Here is a 15,983-nt window from a genome sequence, read left to right on the forward strand (position 1 = left end):
GCACGTGCCGGTGGAGTCTGGCTCTGCTCGGTTAGCAAGATGGAGTTCCTCCAAATGGCTTTCTGTCGCCAGTGCCGCGTTAGACAACCTCGATGCTGATCTGGAGCGTGCTACTCAGCGTGGACGTCAGGGCAGCCTCCAGGCGCTGCCTTCCGCACCAAAGTACCTCGCGCGCATCTGGCGAACTGGTATTGAAGCGAAGCGATAGCTGGTCCGGCGAAAGCCGCAAAAACAACGTCGTCTGTGCGACGACCTCTTGGTCGATATCCAGCCACGCTTCCCAACTCCCTGCGCTGCGCACCGGTTGGGCATTGCAGAACTCGGCCACCCGCAGCGCGATGCGGTCGATCGCCATTTGGGCGCGTTGCGTGCGTATCCACTCGGTCGCAATCTGTCGCCCCACTGCGCCATCGTCGTTGCCTTGGGACGGCTCTTGGTGTTTCGTCCCCTCGATACGTAAGGGCGGGTCGGTTTGCACGGGCACGCTGTCATGCGCCTCGGTGAAGCCCTCCTCGGCATCAGGCTCCGGCCGATCCTCGTCGCACTGCGGTGGCAACACCATGCAGGGAAGCGCGAGCTGTGCGCTGCGCAAGCGCTGGCGCAGTTGCAGGAAGCTGGAGCGCAGCGCCGACCGGGCCGGCGTGGCTGGAGCCGCCGGCCGCTGCAGTGCGCCGCTGACCGGCAGGATGCGCACATGGCGGAGGGGCGGCTTGCGCATCACACCACCACTCTACCGATCGGCTGCAGCTGCACTTCCGAACCCAGCTCCTGGAACGAATAGACCTGCAGCCAGGTCAGCCGTGCTTCGATCATGCGGCGCACGTATCTGCGCACGTCCATCGATGCGACCACCGCCAGCGGATGCTGCGCATGGTCGCCGACGATGCGTTCCACCTGTTCGACAAGCTGGTTCGCCTGCTCGGGCGGAAGTGCCAGGAAATTGCCGGCCGCGGTCGCGCGAATCGATTGCCTGATCAGTTGTTCGACAGCATGGTCGAGCATTACCGCGGGCAGCTGCCCGGTGCCTGCGGTTGCGGTATGCGCCAGATAACGGCCCAGGTCGCAGCGCACATATTCGGTCAACATCAGAAGATCCTTTTCCTTCGGCCCCCAGACCACCAGACTCTCCAGGATGCTCTTGATATTGCGCACCGGAATCCTTTCTTCCAGAAGACGCCGCAACACATCGGCTATGCGCTGGGCGGGCATCGCCTTGTTGACTTCCGCAACCAGCCCGGGATAGTCCACGGCCACCTGCTCCAGCATCCACTGCGTCTCCTGGATGCCGACGAACAAGTGCGCCCGTGCATGCAGGGGTGCGATGGCCTGCCGGGCCAGTGCGGCCTGCATGTCGTCGGTGTTCTCCAGTTCGGCGCGTGTCTCGGGGACATCGTGGATCAACACTTCGTATTGCATGCCTTGCAGCGACTCGGTCTGCCATATCGCGATTCCGGGAAACGGCAAGCCCAGCAATTCGACCAATTGCCGCCGCTCGCTTTCGATCGCCTGATCCAGCCGCGCGGGGTCGAGCAGAGCGGCCAGCTGCGGCGACAGCCGCATCGACAAAGGGGAGGCGAAATCCGGGGCGTTTTTGCGAATATGTGGCGCCTCGCCTTTGGCACCTTTACGGCTCGCCGAAGGCAACTTGCGCTGATCGGTGCCGCTGATGTCGCGTTGCTTGCGCCAGATCGTATAGCCGCCGGCGCCGACGGCCGCTGCCAGCAGCAGGAACAGCACGGCGGGAAAGCCGGGGACGAACGCAAAGCAGGCCAGCAGCACGCTCGCTGCCATCAGGGCCCGCGCATTGCTGGTGAGCTGACGGCCGATATCGAGCCCGAGCGAGCTGAGCCTGGTCTCGTTCTCGTTGGCCACGCGGGTGATCATGACGCCGGCAGCCACCGATATCAGCAGTGAGGCGATCTGCGACACCATCGCATCGCCCACCGACAGGATCGCAAAGCGGTTGGCGGCGTCGCCGGCCGTCATGCCGTGGTAGGTCACGCCGACCACGATACCGGCCAGGATGTTGACCATGGTAATCACCAGGCCGGCGATCGCATCACCCTTGACGAATTTCATGGCGCCATCCATGCCGCCGTGCAGTTGGCTTTCCATGGCCAGCCGCGCGCGTTTGCGGCGTGCCTCATCTGCGGTCAGGTTGCCGCCACGCAGGTCGGCATCGATACTCATCTGCTTGCCGGGCATTGCGTCCAACGTGAAGCGCGCACCGACCTCGGCAACGCGTTCGGAACCCTTTGCGATCACGATGAACTGCACGGTGGTGATGATCAAGAAAACCACCAGGCCCACCACCAGATTGCCGCCGACCACCAACTCGCCGAAGCTCTCGATGATATGGCCCGCCTCGGCATGCAGCAGGATCGACTTCGTCGAGGCGATATTCAAGGACAGCCGCAGTAGCGTGGTGAACAGCAGCAGGGAAGGAAACGACGAGAGCGAGATCGAGTCGGGCACATACATCGTGACCATCAACAGCACCACGCTCAGGGTGATGTTGATGCCCAGCAACGTATCGATCATGGGCGTTGGCAGCGGCAGGATCATCAGCCCGATGACCGCCACCACCAGGGCGGCGATCGCCACTTCGCCGCTATAAGCGAAATACCTTGTCGCTCGCACGCGGTCTCCTAGCATGGCAGGGCTCCATCGCCGTCGCCGTGGTCGCGACCGAGTTCATCGACCCAGCGCAACACCACCGCAACCGTTTCGAACAGTGGCTCGGGGATTGCATCGCCCAATTCAACCTGATACAGCGCACGCGCCAGTGGCGGATTGGCAACGATCGGAATGCCCTGGTTATGCGCGAAGGCGCGCAGTTCCAGTGCGCCGTCGTCCACGCCCTTGGCAACGACCTGCGGCAAGCCGAAGTCGTCGGGCTCGTAGGCCAGCGCCACTGCGTAATGGGTCGGGTTGACCACCATCACCTTGGCCTTGGCGACGCGCTCGCGCGGGTCGCCGAAGACCAGCTCTTTGGCGAATTCCTTGCGCTTGCCCTTGATTTCGGGGTCGCCCTCGCTTTCCTTGAATTCGCGCTTCTGCTCGTCCTTGCTCATTCGCTTGTCGCGGATGAACAGCCAGCGCTGCACGCTCCAGTCTGCAGCGCCGACCAGGACGAACAGCAGCACGCCCAGTGCGAAGAGCATGCCCAGCGTGCGCCAGGCAATTTGCGCAACGTCAAGCGGTGTCTCGTAGGCAAGCCCAATGATCATCGGCATGAGGGCGCGGATACCGACCCACAGCACCACGCCAATCAAGATGGCCTTGATGATCAACTTCAGCAAGTTGATGAGGCTTCGCAACGAAAAGAGTTTCTTGACCCCGGTTGCGGGATTGAGGGAATCGAACTTGGGCGCCACCGGCTTGAGCGAGGCATTCAGGCCAGTCTGGAACGCACCGCCCGCCATACCGGCCACCAGGCAGGCAGCCAGGAACGGCAGCATCAACAGCAATCCCTGGATGCCGATATGGCCGAGTGCGCGGTTGATGGCCGCTGCATCGCGTGTATGTTCGGAAAAATCGAAGCCGATCGTCATCAATGCGCGCATGTGATCGGAGAAGTAATCGCCGGCCGATTTCATCACCAATAACGCGCCGAAGAGCACCGCCGCTGCAGTGACGTCCGGGCTGACCGGAACTTCCCCGTCCTTGCGCGCATCCCGCAGTTTCTTCTCGGTCGGCTTCTCGGTTTTTTCTTCCGACATTGCCTTCTCCTTCCGCGATCGCTGCGCCCCCGATTGTGGGCAGCTGTGGTGGAGCGATCCGTTTTCCAGGCGAATGTGTGGATGGCCTGGCGAAGCCGGAATGATTTGTTCGCCAGCGAATTCCGATATTCGCTTCCGAAAGGATCCGGCCGGCGTGGCGCGCGTAGCGTTCCCCACATGTACGGTCCGCATGCCATAAAAAACGAGGTGCAGTGTGGAGAAGATTCAATGTCCCGGGTCGGTCGTGAGTGGGCTCATCGAACTGATCACGGTCGGACTCACCCATGAAAAGATTCAGGACGCTGCCGCTGTGCTGGCCGCAGTGCGCGTCCTGCGGCCGGAGCTGAAAGCGCTGGACACCTTCGATGCATGGATTTCGATCAAGCGCGGCAATTACGTGGAAGGTGCGCGCCTGTTGCGCGAACTGGAGAGCGACGCCGGCTCCAAGCCGCTGTGCAGGGCCTTGTACGCCTGCTGCCTGTTCGCGATGGGGGACCCGTCGTGGCATGGCGTTGCAGACGGGCTGATCGAAGAAGACGCCGATGCCGATGCGGTGGCCCTGGTCAAGGCGCTGTCCGGGCGAAGCACCCCAACGTCCGCGCCGGCGGAAGTACCGGTCGATTCTTCAGCACCGATGGAAGTTCCGAATTCGCAGTACCTGCGCGCCTGAGTGACGCCAGTCCCAACCCCATAGGAGTATGCGATGACGCTCATTCCTCCTGTCCAAGCGATTGCCGGCACCAGTGCTGCCGCGACCCAAGCGCTGTCGCCGGTGGCAACGCCCAACCAAGCGCTGGTGAATCGCTTTCAAGCGCTGATGCAATCCTCCAGCCCCTTGCCGCCCGCCATGCAGCGCGTAGGCAACCCGAGCATGATGAGCCGGGTGGTCGATGTGCAGAACGATGGCGTGCGCACCATCGCCGAGCATATCGATGCCTTCAGCATGCAGGCACCGACCATGGGGCTGCAGGAAATGGCGGCGCAGCAGATCAAGTTGATGCACGAGCTGACCATGGTCGGCTTCAACCTCAATGTCAGCGTGGGCGTGGCGCAATCGGGAAAGAACGCCGTGCAGACGCTGGTGAAGAACCAGTAGCATGCGCGCGCCGAGATGCCTGGTGGTGCTGCTGGTGGCGCTGCTGCTGTCTGCGTGCAGTCAGCAGCTGTACTCCGGGCTCACCGAAAATGATGCCAACGACATGCTCGAGGTGCTGCTGCATGCGGGCGTGGATGCGTCCAAGGTCACGCCAGACGACGGCAAGACCTGGGCGGTGAACGCACCGCACGATCAGGTGTCCTATTCGCTGGAGGTGCTGCGCGCGCATGGTTTGCCGCATGAACGGCACGCCAATCTCGGCGAGATGTTCAAGAAGGACGGGCTGATCTCGACACCCACCGAAGAACGCGTACGTTTCATCTATGGCGTGTCGCAGCAGCTATCGCAGACCTTGTCGAATATCGATGGGGTGATCTCGGCCGATGTGGAAATCGTGCTGCCCAACAACGACCCGCTGTCCACCTCGGTAAAGCCGTCCAGCGCTGCGGTGTTCATCAAGTTCCGCGTCGGTAGCGATCTGACCAGCCTGGTGCCCAACATCAAGACGTTGGTCATGCACAGCGTGGAGGGACTCACCTACGAAAACGTCAGCGTCACGCTGGTGCCGGGCGGAGCGGAGAGCGATGCGCAGTTCACCGCATCGGCACCGCCGAGACCTTCGCCATGGCCGTGGCTGGTTGGGTGTGCGTTGGCGTTGTGCCTGGCGGGTGCGGCGGCGCTGTATTGGTGGCCAAACCCGCAGGCGGGCCGGTGGGGCGGCTGGCAGCGCCTACGCGAGTTGAAGAAAGGCAAAGTCGGGTGAGCGCGGGATGGACAACACGCGGATCGACAATGCGGCACGCTGTGTTCAGCGCTGGACGGACGCGTTGGCGCAACTGGCAGAATCCTTGGACGCCGCACGGGTGGCGCATTGGCTTGGCCCGGTGGCAGCGTTAGGCTGGGCAGCGGCGCCCGTCCACCGTCGTATGCGGGTAATCCAGGCGTGGTCTGGATGGTCGGAATTGTCGCCGTCTGCACTCGGCCTGCATGCGAACCAACTTGCCTTGCTGATGCCCACGCGATTGGCCAAGGTCCTGATCGCGCGCGCGTTGTTCTCGCGCGGGTTGGCGGTGCGTCGTTGTATCGAGCGCGAACGTCTGGACTGGCTCGAACAGTGTGTGGGGCCGGCCGTGCTTGAGCATGTGCGACAGAACGCGTCCGCCGGCCTCCCCGTGCCCCTGTTGCCTCGCGATGCCGATCAGGCGGCGTGGGTCGGCGACGGTTGGCGTCGGATGCAGGCCGATGGCGTCTGGTCCAACCCGGTTGTTGCCAAGCTGCTGGCGCTGTCATTGCCGTTGGGCGCCGCGCAGGTGGCCACCGTCGCAGCAGACGGTGCGAGCGATGCCTTCCTGACCGCGCTTCCCACCCTGATACCGGAGGCGTCATGCGTCTGTGGTTGAGGTCAACGCCCGATGCGATCGGCCTGGATTGCGATGTCATTCCGCGCGAGGCGCTGGCCTCGGTGTTGGCGCTGGACGCTGCCACTGCCGAGGTGCACGCACGCTGCGAACAGGCCCTGAGCCAGGCGCAGACGCGCGCACAGACGCTGGTCGACGAGGCCCAGCAGCAGGCCGAGGCGATTCTGCACGATGCGCGCCAGAAGGCCGAGCGTAGCGCACGCCTGGGATATGCAGCGGGCCTGCGACGTCAGCTCGATGAGTGGAACGAATCGGGCCTGCGCCATGCCTTTGCCGCCGAAGCGGCCGCGCAGCGGTCACGCGAGCGTCTGGCCGAGATTGTGGCGCGCACCTGCGAGCACATCATCCTCGGACACGATCCTGCGGCGCTGTATGCGCGTGCGGCGCAGGCCTTGGAAGGTGCCCTGGACGAGGCCAAGGCCCTGCGGGTGAGCGTGCACCCCGACGCGGTGGACGCTGCGCGGCGCGCCTTCGATGCGGCCGCCACCGAGGCGGGCTGGACCCTGCAGGTCGAGCTATGCGGCGATGCCGACCTGGCCGTGGGCGCCTGCGTGTGCGAATGGGATACGGGCGTGTTCGAGACCGATCTGCGCGATCAGCTGCGCAGTCTGCGGCGCGTCATTCGCCGCGTGTTGGCCGCACCCCAGGAGCCGGCGGATGCTGGCTGAGACGCCCCTGCTGGAGACAGCGCTCGAACGCGAACTGGCCACGCTCGCGGTCGGTCGTCGTTACGGCAAGGTGGTCGAAGTCGTCGGCACCATGCTCAAGGTGGCCGGCGTGCAGGTCAGCCTGGGCGAGGTGTGCGAGTTGCGCCAGCGCGATGGCAGCTTGTTGCAGCGGGCCGAAGTGGTGGGCTTCAGTCGCGATCTGGCGTTGCTGGCGCCGTTCGGGGAACTGATCGGGCTGTCGCGCGAGACGCGCGTGATCGGATTGGGGCGCCCGTTGGCGGTGCCTGTGGGACCGGCCTTGCTGGGGCGCGTGCTCGACGGCCTGGGCGAGCCATCGGACGGGCAAGGAGCCATCGCCTGCGACACCTGGGTGCCGATCCAGGCGCAGGCACCGGACCCGATGCGTCGGCGGCTGATTGAACACCCCATGCCGACCGGCGTGCGGATCGTGGATGGCCTGATGACGCTGGGCGAAGGCCAGCGCATGGGCATCTTCGCTGCAGCAGGCGTCGGCAAGAGCACCTTGATGGGAATGTTCGCGCGCGGGACGCAGTGCGATGTCAACGTGATCGTGCTGATCGGCGAGCGCGGGCGCGAGGTGCGGGAGTTCATCGAGCTCATTCTTGGCGCCGATGGGCTGGCGCACAGCGTCGTGGTGTGCGCAACCTCCGATCGCTCGTCGATCGAGCGCGCGAAGGCCGCTTACGTCGGCACCGCCATCGCCGAGTATTTCCGGGATCGGGGCCTGCGCGTTCTGCTGATGATGGACTCGCTGACGCGCTTTGCCCGCGCGCAACGCGAGATCGGTCTGGCCGCCGGCGAGCCGCCCACACGCCGCGGCTTTCCGCCATCGGTGTTCGCCGAGTTGCCGCGCCTGCTCGAACGCGCGGGCATGGGCGAGAGCGGGTCGATCACCGCGTTCTACACCGTGCTGGCCGAGGACGATACCGGCAGCGATCCGATCGCCGAAGAAGTGCGCGGCATCCTCGATGGGCACCTGATTCTCTCTCGCGAGATCGCGGCCAAGAACCAGTACCCGGCAATCGACGTGCTGGCCAGCCTGAGCCGGGTGATGAGCCAGATCGTCCCGTACGACCACTCCCAGGCCGCCGGCCGGTTGCGGCGCCTGCTCGCCAAGTACAACGAGGTGGAAACCCTGGTGCAGGTGGGCGAATACCGTCAGGGAAGCGATGCCGTTGCCGACGAAGCGATCGACAGGATCGATGCGATCCGCGACTTTCTCAGCCAACCGACCGACCAGCTCAGTGCCTACGAAAGTACGCTGGAACTGCTGGCCAGCGTGACCGACGATGCGTGAGCCTGCCTACACCTGGTCGGTGCTGCACCAGCTCAAGGCACGCCGCTGCGAGCGCATGCAGGAACGCCTGAGTGACTGCAGGCGTGCGTTGGAACACTGCGACCGCGAACTTGCCAGGTGCAGACAGGAGGCAGAGGCCTGCACCACACGCTTGGCCAACTGCGATGCCGCACTGATGGACAAAACCGGCGTGGGGGGTTCGATCGATATCGACACGATCCTGCAGCACGAACGCTTCCGCACCGTGCTGCTCGAGGCCTGTCGCGCTGCCGAGCAGGCGCAGGCAGCGGCGGATCAGTCGTTGCAAAGTGCCCGCGATGAGCTCGCGTCCGTGCAGCAGGCACTGAGCAAGCTGCAGGCACAGGCGCAGGTCTACGCAGACAAGGCCGCCAGTGCGCGCCGCGCCCGACAGGCGCAACGCGACGCAGCGGAAGAAGAAGACGCGATCGAGGCACTGGTCGCGCTGCGTTCGCACCGCGCCGCACATGGGGGCGCCCGATGAACGACGCCACCGATGCCTTGCTGGCCATTTCCTCGCAGGGCGTGTCGCTGTTGACCCTGCTGGCACTGTGCGGGGTGCGCGTGTTCGTGATGTTCATCGTGCTACCGGCAACCGCGCAGGACAGTCTTCCCGGAATCGCGCGCAATGGCGTGATCTACGTCCTGAGCTCGTTCATCGCCTATGGGCAGCCGGCCGATGCGCTGGCGAAAATCCAGGCGGCGGGCCTGGTCGGGGTGGCGTTGAAGGAGGCGTTCGTCGGCCTGCTGATCGGGTTTGCCGCATCGACGGTGTTCTGGATCGCCGAGAGCGTTGGCCTGCTGATCGACGACCTTGCCGGTTACAACAATGTGCAGATGACCAACCCGCTCAGCGGCCAGCAAAGCACGCCGGTGTCCACGGTGCTGCTGCAACTGGCCATCGTGTCGTTCTACGCATTGGGCGGCATGCTGATGTTGCTCGGCGCGTTGTTCGAATCGTTTCGCTGGTGGCCGCTGACCCAGCTTGGGCCGAACATGGGGGCGGTTGCCGAATCGTTCGTGATCCAGCAATCCGACAGCATGATGGCCGCCGTCGTCAAACTGTCCGCACCGGTGATGCTGGTGCTTGTGCTGGTGGATCTTGCGATCGGCCTGGTGGCGCGAGCGGCCGACAAACTCGAACCGTCGAACTTGAGTCAGCCAATCCGTGGGGTGCTGGCGTTGTTGCTGCTCGCCTTGCTGACCAGCGTCTTCATCGCGCAATTCGGCGAAGCACTTGGTTTCCTGCATTTCCAGCAGCAATTGCACGATGCCGCCAACCTGGCTGGCAAGGGAGGCGCGACGCACTGATCTTTATTGAGACATTCCCGGCTTTGCACTTCCTACACTGGTCGCTATCGACTTTTTCACTTGCCTAGCAGAGGGAACGCCATGGCTCCTGCCTGTACCACCGCCCACCGCCGACGTGCTCCATTGGCCGCCGTACTGATGCTCAGCCTGCTGCCGCTGTTGTCGCCACATGCCGACGCCGCCCAGGTCCCGTGGCATTCGCGCACGTTCAAATACGTCGCCGACAACAAGGATCTCAAAGAAGTGCTGCGTGATTTGTCCGCCAGCCAGTCCATCGCCACCTGGATCTCGCCAGAGGTGACCGGCACCCTGAGCGGCAAATTCGAAACCTCCCCGCAGAAATTCCTCGACGATCTGGCGGCCACCTACGGCTTTGTCTGGTACTACGACGGTGCCGTGCTCAGGATCTGGGGTGCGAACGAATCCAAGAGCGCGACCTTGAGCCTGGGGACTGCATCGACGAAGTCACTGCGCGACGCACTTGCACGCATGCGCCTGGACGATCCGCGCTTCCCGGTGCGTTACGACGAGGCCGCGCATGTGGCGGTGGTCTCCGGGCCGCCAGGGTATGTGGATACCGTTTCGGCGATTGCCAAGCAGGTCGAGCAGGGCGCGCGTCAGCGCGATGCCACCGAAGTGCAGGTGTTCCAGCTGCATTATGCGCAAGCGGCCGACCACACCACGCGCATCGGCGGCCAGGATGTGCAGATTCCCGGCATGGCCAGCCTGCTGCGCAGCATGTACGGCGCACGCGGCGCGCCGGTCGCGGCGATACCCGGGCCTGGCGCCAACTTTGGCCGGGTACAGCCGATCGGCGGTGGGTCCTCCAACACATTCGGCAATGCGGCACAGGGTCAAGGCGGCGGAGCCAGCGGCATCCTCGGGCTGCCTTCGTCCTGGTTCGGCGGCGCCTCGTCGTCCGATCGCGTGCCGGTCAGCCCGCCGCTACCCGGTAGCGGAGCTGCTGCGGCTGCGGGGTCGCCCGCCAGCGTCTGGCCGGAGCTCAGCAAGGGACGGCGCGATGAATCCAATCTGATCGACGCCGGTGGTGGAGCGGAGCTGGCCTCCGATGCACCGGTGATCGAAGCCGACCCGCGTACCAATGCCATCCTGATCCGCGATCGACCCGAGCGGATGCAGAGCTATGGCACCCTGATCCAACAGTTGGATAACCGGCCCAAGTTGCTGCAGATCGATGCCACCATCATCGAGATCCGCGATGGCGCCATGCAGGATCTCGGTGTCGACTGGCGCTTCCACAGCCAGCACACGGACATACAGACCGGCAACGGCAGTGGCAGTCAGTTGGGCTTCAACGGCGCATTGAGCGGCGCTGCCACCGATGGCGCGACCACGCCGGCTGGGGGCACCTTGACGGCCGTGCTGGGAGACGCCGGGCGCTACCTGATGACGCGCGTGTCGGCGTTGGAGACGACCAACAAGGCGAAGATCGTGTCTTCGCCCCAGGTTGCGACGCTGGACAACGTCGAGGCGGTCATGGACCACAAACAACAGGCATTCGTCCGGGTCAGCGGATACGCATCGGCCGATCTTTATAACCTCTCCGCCGGGGTGTCGTTGCGGGTACTGCCCAGCGTGGTGCCGGGCTCGCCGAACGGTCAGATGCGTCTGGATGTGCGTATTGAGGATGGCCAGCTCGGATCCAACACCGTGGACGGCATTCCGGTCATTACCTCCAGCGAGATCACGACCCAGGCCTTCGTCAATGAAGGCCAAAGCCTGCTGATTGCAGGATACGCCTACAATGCCGACGAGACCGATCTGAATGCGGTACCGGGCCTGTCGAAGATTCCATTGGTCGGTAATCTGTTCAAGCACCGCCAAAAAAGCGGGACCCGCATGCAACGGCTGTTTCTGCTGACCCCGCATGTGGTGTCGCCCTGATGGATGGTGTGCGAAAAGCCACCGGTGGCAGCTGCGAGTGCCTGATACTCGGTGAATGCCAAAGCCCGAATAATGACGGGATTGTTTGAGAAATCATCAGACCGGCCATGCAATTGGCGTGCGTGTGTAGCGACTCAGAGTGCCCAAGACCACCGCCTGGATGATAATCGGGCGGCGCTGGGAATCGGTATGTGTCACTCGCACATGCTGGTTTTTATACGTGCCTCAGCCTGTCTGAGCGATCACATGGCAGTCGTGTCGCCTGCGAGAGGCGGGTTGCTGGCAGTCAGCTCGGTATCTGGGGTAGACGATGAGGGGCCGTCTATGCCTTGAACTGAGCGCGATTGCGATCGGGCGCATATCGATGGCCTGAGCCGGCATCATTACGCGTGGCCGGTGCGTGGGTGCAGCAGCCTCCAGTCGAGCGACGATGGCGTGATGATTTGCGAGCGCGCGCCGAAAAAAATCACGCCAGCAACGAAGGCTCACTTGAGAAGGCGTGTCCCGGAACAAAAGATCTGGCGATTGACTGACGCTTTGACGCCGGAAGGGCGCTGCTCGCATGCCAATGGCTGTCTGTCGGGCACCTGTGATCGAAAAAGACAAGCGCGCGCCCGAAGTGGTAGCGAATGTTCGCGGTTACAGCAATGACAGGGCCTGCAGGCTGGCGCATGAAGCGAGAACCTGCAGGCTGTGGCCGGTAGGGGCGACCAACAGTTCGTTACTGCATCGGTCCGGTGTTGCTCGCAAGGCTGAAGCCAGTGTTGAGGCCGCCACCAAGGCCGCCACCATTCTGCGACTGGATAATGTCTCCGATGATGCTCATGAGTGCCAGTGTAATTGGCGAAAGCGAGCCGTTTTGCGGGCCATTGTCACCGCTACCATCTTCATATGGGTCACCCTTACCCTCATTGGCTTTGTTGCCTCCATTAAGCAGGAACATGATGAACATGGTCAGTAGTTGGTCTAGCTGCTGTTCCGAGATGCCTTGATTGCCCTGGTTTGAATCGGATTGCGGGCTTTGGATCCGGTCAGCCCGGAACAAGGACGAGTTGGCGCCGAACTGTGTGTTCAAAGAATTCATCATGACGATTCCTCTCTGATTAACTGGGATTTGTCTTTGTATCAACCGCCGTGCCTAGACGGCGGTGGCTGCGGGGCGGGTTTTGCGCCCCGATCGAACAGTAGAAGCGGCAACCCATTATCGTCAGAAAGTTTGCGAAATCGCGCTTGTCCGCGCGAAGAGCGCAAGTGAAAAAATGTTCTAGGATCGATAAGTAAATCCGCGCGGCATTGTTGAAAAGAGGTTTTTTCGCTTGCCTGTTAAGTGCTTCGTCGGTCCTGAGTAAATCGCGTACAGGTGGCGTTATGTTGCCGCCGTCGAGCGTCGTGGGTCGTTGTGTGCCGGCGCTCTACTCACCTGGAGACCTGTATTCAATCGAGATCGAGGTAACGACACATGATCAATTCAACGATCGCATGCAAGTATGTCGATAAAGCATCCAATTGGCAGTGGGAGGCCTCGTCCGGGCTTTCGCCAAAGCGGCGCATGCGCGCGCAATGGTCCGGACGTGGTCGTCGGGCAGGAGCTGGTCCGCAGCGTATTTTGTTTGCAGCAGCACTGGCATGCGCGGCGCCTTTCGCACGTGCGGATTGCTTCGAGGAGGCCGCCGGCTATCAGCACGTCAACCCTTGGGTGCTGCGTGCCATTGCCTGGCAGGAATCGCGCGGTCGTGCCGACGCCATCCATCGCAACAATAACGGCACGGTTGATTACGGGAAGATGCAGATCAACTCCATCCATCTGCGGCGGTTATCCAGCTATGGAATCTCCAGGGACGCATTGATGCATCCATGCATCAGTGTGTATGTGGCAGCGTGGCGGTTGCGCGAGATGACCAACAAATATGGAAATACCTGGGCTGCAGTCGGGGCCTACCATTCCGAAACGCCGGGGGAACGCGATAAATATGCGCATGCCATTCATTCGATTCTGCTAAGGCGCGGTGTGATTGATGAATAGCGGGCGTGCCACTGCAGGAGGACGTAGGCGCAGCCCGATGTGCGCGGGGATTCCCTGGTGTGATGGCGTAGAACCGTAAAAAGCGGCGGCGCCCCGCGACGGAGTTATCCGCAGAAAATAGCGCGGTGACCATGCTGTCGCGCATACGGTGACTGAAATGGCGATCGCCACAGCAGCATCCGTCATCATGGGTCGACAAGGTGCGCCGCGCGGCTGGAGACCTGTGGTGCAGAGACCAGCTAGCCGCGACCTGAGCTGAGAACTGGCATACGCAGCCTAGCTTTCGATCAATCCCTGCTGTCCGCCGCCGCCGCCGGTTGGTTTGTTAGGACGTGCTGGAGGCTGCGCATGGAGCCACCACACAGCTGTCGCACACGCACTGCCGTTGAATCGGCAGTGCGTGTGCGACCACCACGTGCTGCACTCGCCGATGGCTGCGCGATAGCCGGCGCGAGGCGCAGTCACGCTCACTCAGTTCGCGTGCGAGCGGCCTCGGCTTCGCGCACTGCCGCTGCAGCCTGCCAGGTGCCGGCGATGACCTTGTACTGCATGCCGGCGGCCATGCCCGCCAATGTATTGGAGAGCAGCGCGCTGCGTGCTGGCGACAAACCGAGCCAGGTGCCAATCATGTTGACTGCTGTACCGAATGCGATGTTGGAGTTGATGGCGGCCGTGCGCGCGACAGAATGATCCATGACCCGCTCATAATCCTCGCGCTTGGCCTTCCAGGTTGGTTCCCAGATCTGCTGCGTCCCGGCTTCGTCGGCTTCGTGTTGGGTGACATTGAGCCAGTCGGCTGTCTCCAGACCGACATTCAAGACCGCGTTCACCGCCGCTTGCTGAAAGACGACCCTGGTTGCCTCTCCCATGTTGAAGGGCGACATCAGTCCTGCCCAGCGCTGCCTGGCCGATGCAAAGTCTGGTGCCTCCAGCTCGTTCGACGCCAGGTTGGTCAGGACGTTGGCCATGCCGTAAAACCTGCCTGCACTGGTGACGTGGGGATCGCTGACGCCACCGTTGGTCGGTGACCGCATTCCCACCATGCGGAATGTCGCCTGGATGGCGTCGCGGGCCGCAGCATAAGGGGCGACCTTGAGCTCACTGGCCAGCAGCCTGGCCGCCATCTCCGGTCGGCCAGAAGCCTTGCCCGCAGCGCCGATGGCGATATTGCTCAAGATGCCGGTCAGCGCGAGCCGGGTGACCAGATTCGAGTAATGTTGCTGCTCGCTCCTCTTGTGATGACGTTCGTCTTCGGACAGCGCTTCCCACTGTTCAAGATTCAGGTTGTGAAAACCTCGGGCGGCGGCATCCGGATTGCGGTTTTCGCGGTTGCGCCGCAGCGTATGCAGGGCCAGATGCAGCGTGCCCGACACCGCCTGCATGGCAACGACTGCTTCGGGTGGGAGCTGGCGAAACGCGGCAAACAGCGCTTCGCCGATCAACTCGCGCACGAACGTGGTCGGTCCCACGGAGGTGGTCTGGTGCACGAGATGTCCCAGCGCAGCGCCCAGGTATTGTTTGTCGAAGCTGATCGGTATGACACCGCGCGCCGCAGCTGCGACCGCTGTCGCGGCGGGTCCAAGGAGGGTGGTGACTCCATGTGTTGCACCTGCGCGGACCGACGCCGCCAGTGCGCCCAAGCGCGCAGTGCCTGTCGCAGAGGTGGATGCATGCGCTTGGGAGCCATGTTGTGCAGCGTGTTCCTGGGGAAGTGATGGCAAAGCCGACGGTTCCAAGGAGTCTTCAGCGTCGTAGAACTGCTCGCTGCTGCTCTCTTCCCCACGCAGCGGAGCATGCGGCTGCGGACTTCCATAGGGGGACAGGTCTGCGTCGTTGGCGGTTTCATATCCGCTGTCGCTTCCTGTGCTATTGCGTCGTCCCGAAGGTCTGGGCGGCAGGGCGGAAAGGGGAGAATCGATCCTGGGCGTCGATGTATCGTCGCGTCGTTGTGCCGGTATCTCGATCACAATATCGCCGCTTGTGGCTTGCGGTTGCTGGGAGGTACTGGCTGAAGAGATCTTCGTCACGGCTTGTCCTCGCGTTGGGGGGATATCGGCATGCTCTCGCCTAGGCTTGCGGGGCAATTGATCGATAGCGCCGGACGATGGGTACCTCATCAAGAAGGGCATGGCGGCGAGGGGCTTGATTGCAGCGTGGGGATCGCGATCGGCAGCCAGACGCGTCGACCGGACAATCATGCGTGACGTGCGGCACGCCGACCCGGCAAGGTGCATATGCTGCGCTCAGCTGCCCGTGCAACCAGAGCGTGACTTCTTCGCTCGCAATCGATGCGCCCAGGCGTCCCTGCTATCCACGGCCACCTTGCGTGGTATGTGTCATCGTCGTCGGCGAGCTTGAAGTTCGCATGAATCCACGGAATCTTGACGCGCGCTTGGCGAAACGATCATTCCACATCCGAACAATCAATTCGTCTGTGCTGGCCAAATATGTTTGCTGCCGCGGCCGTCCTTGCAGGGACGAAGACGTGCGCGTGTGCCAGCGCT

General features: G+C 63.0%; 15 protein-coding genes. 10 read left to right on the plus strand and 5 right to left on the minus strand.

Annotated features, from left to right (window positions below):
• Positions 1 to 79 precede the first annotated feature (79 nt).
• From sctP to sctU, 3 genes are read right to left on the minus strand one after another with little or no spacing between them, the layout of a single operon-like run.
• Positions 80 to 718, minus strand: coding sequence for a type III secretion system protein SctP (gene sctP, locus ACCQ15_RS02035; RefSeq protein WP_127167457.1), 639 nt, complete (start codon positions 716 to 718; stop codon positions 80 to 82).
• Complete coding sequence (locus ACCQ15_RS02040; protein WP_052836253.1) at positions 718 to 2,655, minus strand: FHIPEP family type III secretion protein; 1,938 nt, start codon at positions 2,653 to 2,655, stop codon at positions 718 to 720. The genes sctP and ACCQ15_RS02040 overlap by 1 nt, the downstream gene beginning before the upstream one ends.
• Complete coding sequence (gene sctU / locus ACCQ15_RS02045; RefSeq protein WP_136733333.1) at positions 2,649 to 3,722, minus strand: type III secretion system export apparatus subunit SctU; 1,074 nt, start codon at positions 3,720 to 3,722, stop codon at positions 2,649 to 2,651. Before sctU ends, ACCQ15_RS02040 begins: the two co-directional genes overlap by 7 nt.
• A 214-nt stretch (positions 3,723 to 3,936) precedes the next feature.
• On the opposite strand from sctU, the gene ACCQ15_RS02050 reads away from it, so the two are divergent.
• The 9 genes from ACCQ15_RS02050 to sctC all read left to right on the plus strand — a co-directional run bounded on the left by ACCQ15_RS02050 (position 3,937) and on the right by sctC (position 11,456).
• Positions 3,937 to 4,392, plus strand: a complete 456-nt coding sequence (locus tag ACCQ15_RS02050) for an HrpB1 family type III secretion system apparatus protein (protein ID WP_218504834.1) — start codon at positions 3,937 to 3,939, stop codon at positions 4,390 to 4,392.
• Positions 4,393 to 4,425: 33 nt separating this feature from the next.
• A complete protein-coding gene (locus tag ACCQ15_RS02055; protein ID WP_008575450.1) occupies positions 4,426 to 4,818 on the plus strand; it encodes a type III secretion protein HrpB2 in 393 nt (130 codons plus the stop codon).
• A gap of 1 nt (position 4,819) precedes the next feature.
• Positions 4,820 to 5,581: a type III secretion system inner membrane ring lipoprotein SctJ gene (gene sctJ, locus ACCQ15_RS02060; RefSeq protein WP_218490902.1), complete on the plus strand. Its 762-nt coding sequence runs from the start codon at positions 4,820 to 4,822 to the stop codon at positions 5,579 to 5,581.
• Positions 5,582 to 5,588: 7 nt separating this feature from the next.
• Entirely contained in the window at positions 5,589 to 6,218 is a 630-nt protein-coding gene (locus ACCQ15_RS02065; protein WP_218490903.1) for a type III secretion protein HrpB4, read from the plus strand.
• A complete protein-coding gene (gene sctL / locus ACCQ15_RS02070) occupies positions 6,203 to 6,904 on the plus strand; it encodes a type III secretion system stator protein SctL (protein ID WP_031420807.1) in 702 nt (233 codons plus the stop codon). Before ACCQ15_RS02065 ends, sctL begins: the two co-directional genes overlap by 16 nt.
• Positions 6,894 to 8,222, plus strand: coding sequence for a type III secretion system ATPase SctN (sctN, locus tag ACCQ15_RS02075; RefSeq protein ID WP_372381150.1), 1,329 nt, complete (start codon positions 6,894 to 6,896; stop codon positions 8,220 to 8,222). Before sctL ends, sctN begins: the two co-directional genes overlap by 11 nt.
• Positions 8,215 to 8,724 carry a type III secretion protein HrpB7 gene (locus tag ACCQ15_RS02080; protein WP_218490906.1) on the plus strand — a complete coding sequence of 170 codons (510 nt, stop codon included), beginning with the start codon at positions 8,215 to 8,217 and terminating at the stop codon, positions 8,722 to 8,724. Before sctN ends, ACCQ15_RS02080 begins: the two co-directional genes overlap by 8 nt.
• On the plus strand, positions 8,721 to 9,551 hold the full coding sequence (gene sctT / locus ACCQ15_RS02085) for a type III secretion system export apparatus subunit SctT (RefSeq protein WP_029818425.1): 831 nt from the start codon (positions 8,721 to 8,723) through the stop codon (positions 9,549 to 9,551). The genes ACCQ15_RS02080 and sctT overlap by 4 nt, the downstream gene beginning before the upstream one ends.
• Before the next feature lie 81 nt (positions 9,552 to 9,632).
• Positions 9,633 to 11,456 (plus strand): type III secretion system outer membrane ring subunit SctC, encoded by a 1,824-nt coding sequence (gene sctC, locus ACCQ15_RS02090; RefSeq protein WP_372381151.1) that lies wholly within the window; start codon positions 9,633 to 9,635, stop codon positions 11,454 to 11,456.
• A gap of 721 nt (positions 11,457 to 12,177) precedes the next feature.
• Here the strand turns inward: sctC and xopA are convergent.
• Positions 12,178 to 12,540 carry a XopA/Hpa1 family type III secretion system protein gene (xopA, locus tag ACCQ15_RS02095; RefSeq protein ID WP_372381531.1) on the minus strand — a complete coding sequence of 121 codons (363 nt, stop codon included), beginning with the start codon at positions 12,538 to 12,540 and terminating at the stop codon, positions 12,178 to 12,180.
• Between the two features lie 375 nt (positions 12,541 to 12,915).
• On the opposite strand from xopA, the gene ACCQ15_RS02100 reads away from it, so the two are divergent.
• Positions 12,916 to 13,479: a lytic transglycosylase domain-containing protein gene (locus ACCQ15_RS02100; RefSeq protein ID WP_372381152.1), complete on the plus strand. Its 564-nt coding sequence runs from the start codon at positions 12,916 to 12,918 to the stop codon at positions 13,477 to 13,479.
• A 467-nt stretch (positions 13,480 to 13,946) separates the two neighbouring features.
• On the opposite strand, the gene ACCQ15_RS02105 is transcribed toward ACCQ15_RS02100, so the two are convergent.
• On the minus strand, positions 13,947 to 15,506 hold the full coding sequence (locus ACCQ15_RS02105) for a hypothetical protein (RefSeq protein WP_372381153.1): 1,560 nt from the start codon (positions 15,504 to 15,506) through the stop codon (positions 13,947 to 13,949).
• Positions 15,507 to 15,983: the final 477 nt, after the last annotated feature.

It is taken from the genome of Xanthomonas sp. NCPPB 1754, assembly GCF_041475725.2.
Classification (GTDB): Bacteria; Pseudomonadota; Gammaproteobacteria; order Xanthomonadales; family Xanthomonadaceae; genus Xanthomonas; species Xanthomonas euvesicatoria.

Coding starts and splice junctions, on each gene's coding strand:
- ACCQ15_RS02040 (WP_052836253.1), bottom strand. CDS start 2,655: ATGCTAGGAGACCGCGTGCGAGCGACAAGGTATTTCGCTTATAGCGGC.
- sctL (WP_031420807.1), top strand. CDS start 6,203: ATGCGTCTGTGGTTGAGGTCAACGCCCGATGCGATCGGCCTGGATTGC.
- sctU (WP_136733333.1), bottom strand. CDS start 3,722: ATGTCGGAAGAAAAAACCGAGAAGCCGACCGAGAAGAAACTGCGGGAT.
- sctP (WP_127167457.1), bottom strand. CDS start 718: ATGCGCAAGCCGCCCCTCCGCCATGTGCGCATCCTGCCGGTCAGCGGC.
- xopA (WP_372381531.1), bottom strand. CDS start 12,540: ATGAATTCTTTGAACACACAGTTCGGCGCCAACTCGTCCTTGTTCCGG.
- ACCQ15_RS02055 (WP_008575450.1), top strand. CDS start 4,426: ATGACGCTCATTCCTCCTGTCCAAGCGATTGCCGGCACCAGTGCTGCC.
- ACCQ15_RS02065 (WP_218490903.1), top strand. CDS start 5,589: ATGGACAACACGCGGATCGACAATGCGGCACGCTGTGTTCAGCGCTGG.
- ACCQ15_RS02080 (WP_218490906.1), top strand. CDS start 8,215: ATGCGTGAGCCTGCCTACACCTGGTCGGTGCTGCACCAGCTCAAGGCA.
- sctJ (WP_218490902.1), top strand. CDS start 4,820: ATGCGCGCGCCGAGATGCCTGGTGGTGCTGCTGGTGGCGCTGCTGCTG.
- sctC (WP_372381151.1), top strand. CDS start 9,633: ATGGCTCCTGCCTGTACCACCGCCCACCGCCGACGTGCTCCATTGGCC.
- ACCQ15_RS02100 (WP_372381152.1), top strand. CDS start 12,916: ATGATCAATTCAACGATCGCATGCAAGTATGTCGATAAAGCATCCAAT.
- sctN (WP_372381150.1), top strand. CDS start 6,894: ATGCTGGCTGAGACGCCCCTGCTGGAGACAGCGCTCGAACGCGAACTG.
- sctT (WP_029818425.1), top strand. CDS start 8,721: ATGAACGACGCCACCGATGCCTTGCTGGCCATTTCCTCGCAGGGCGTG.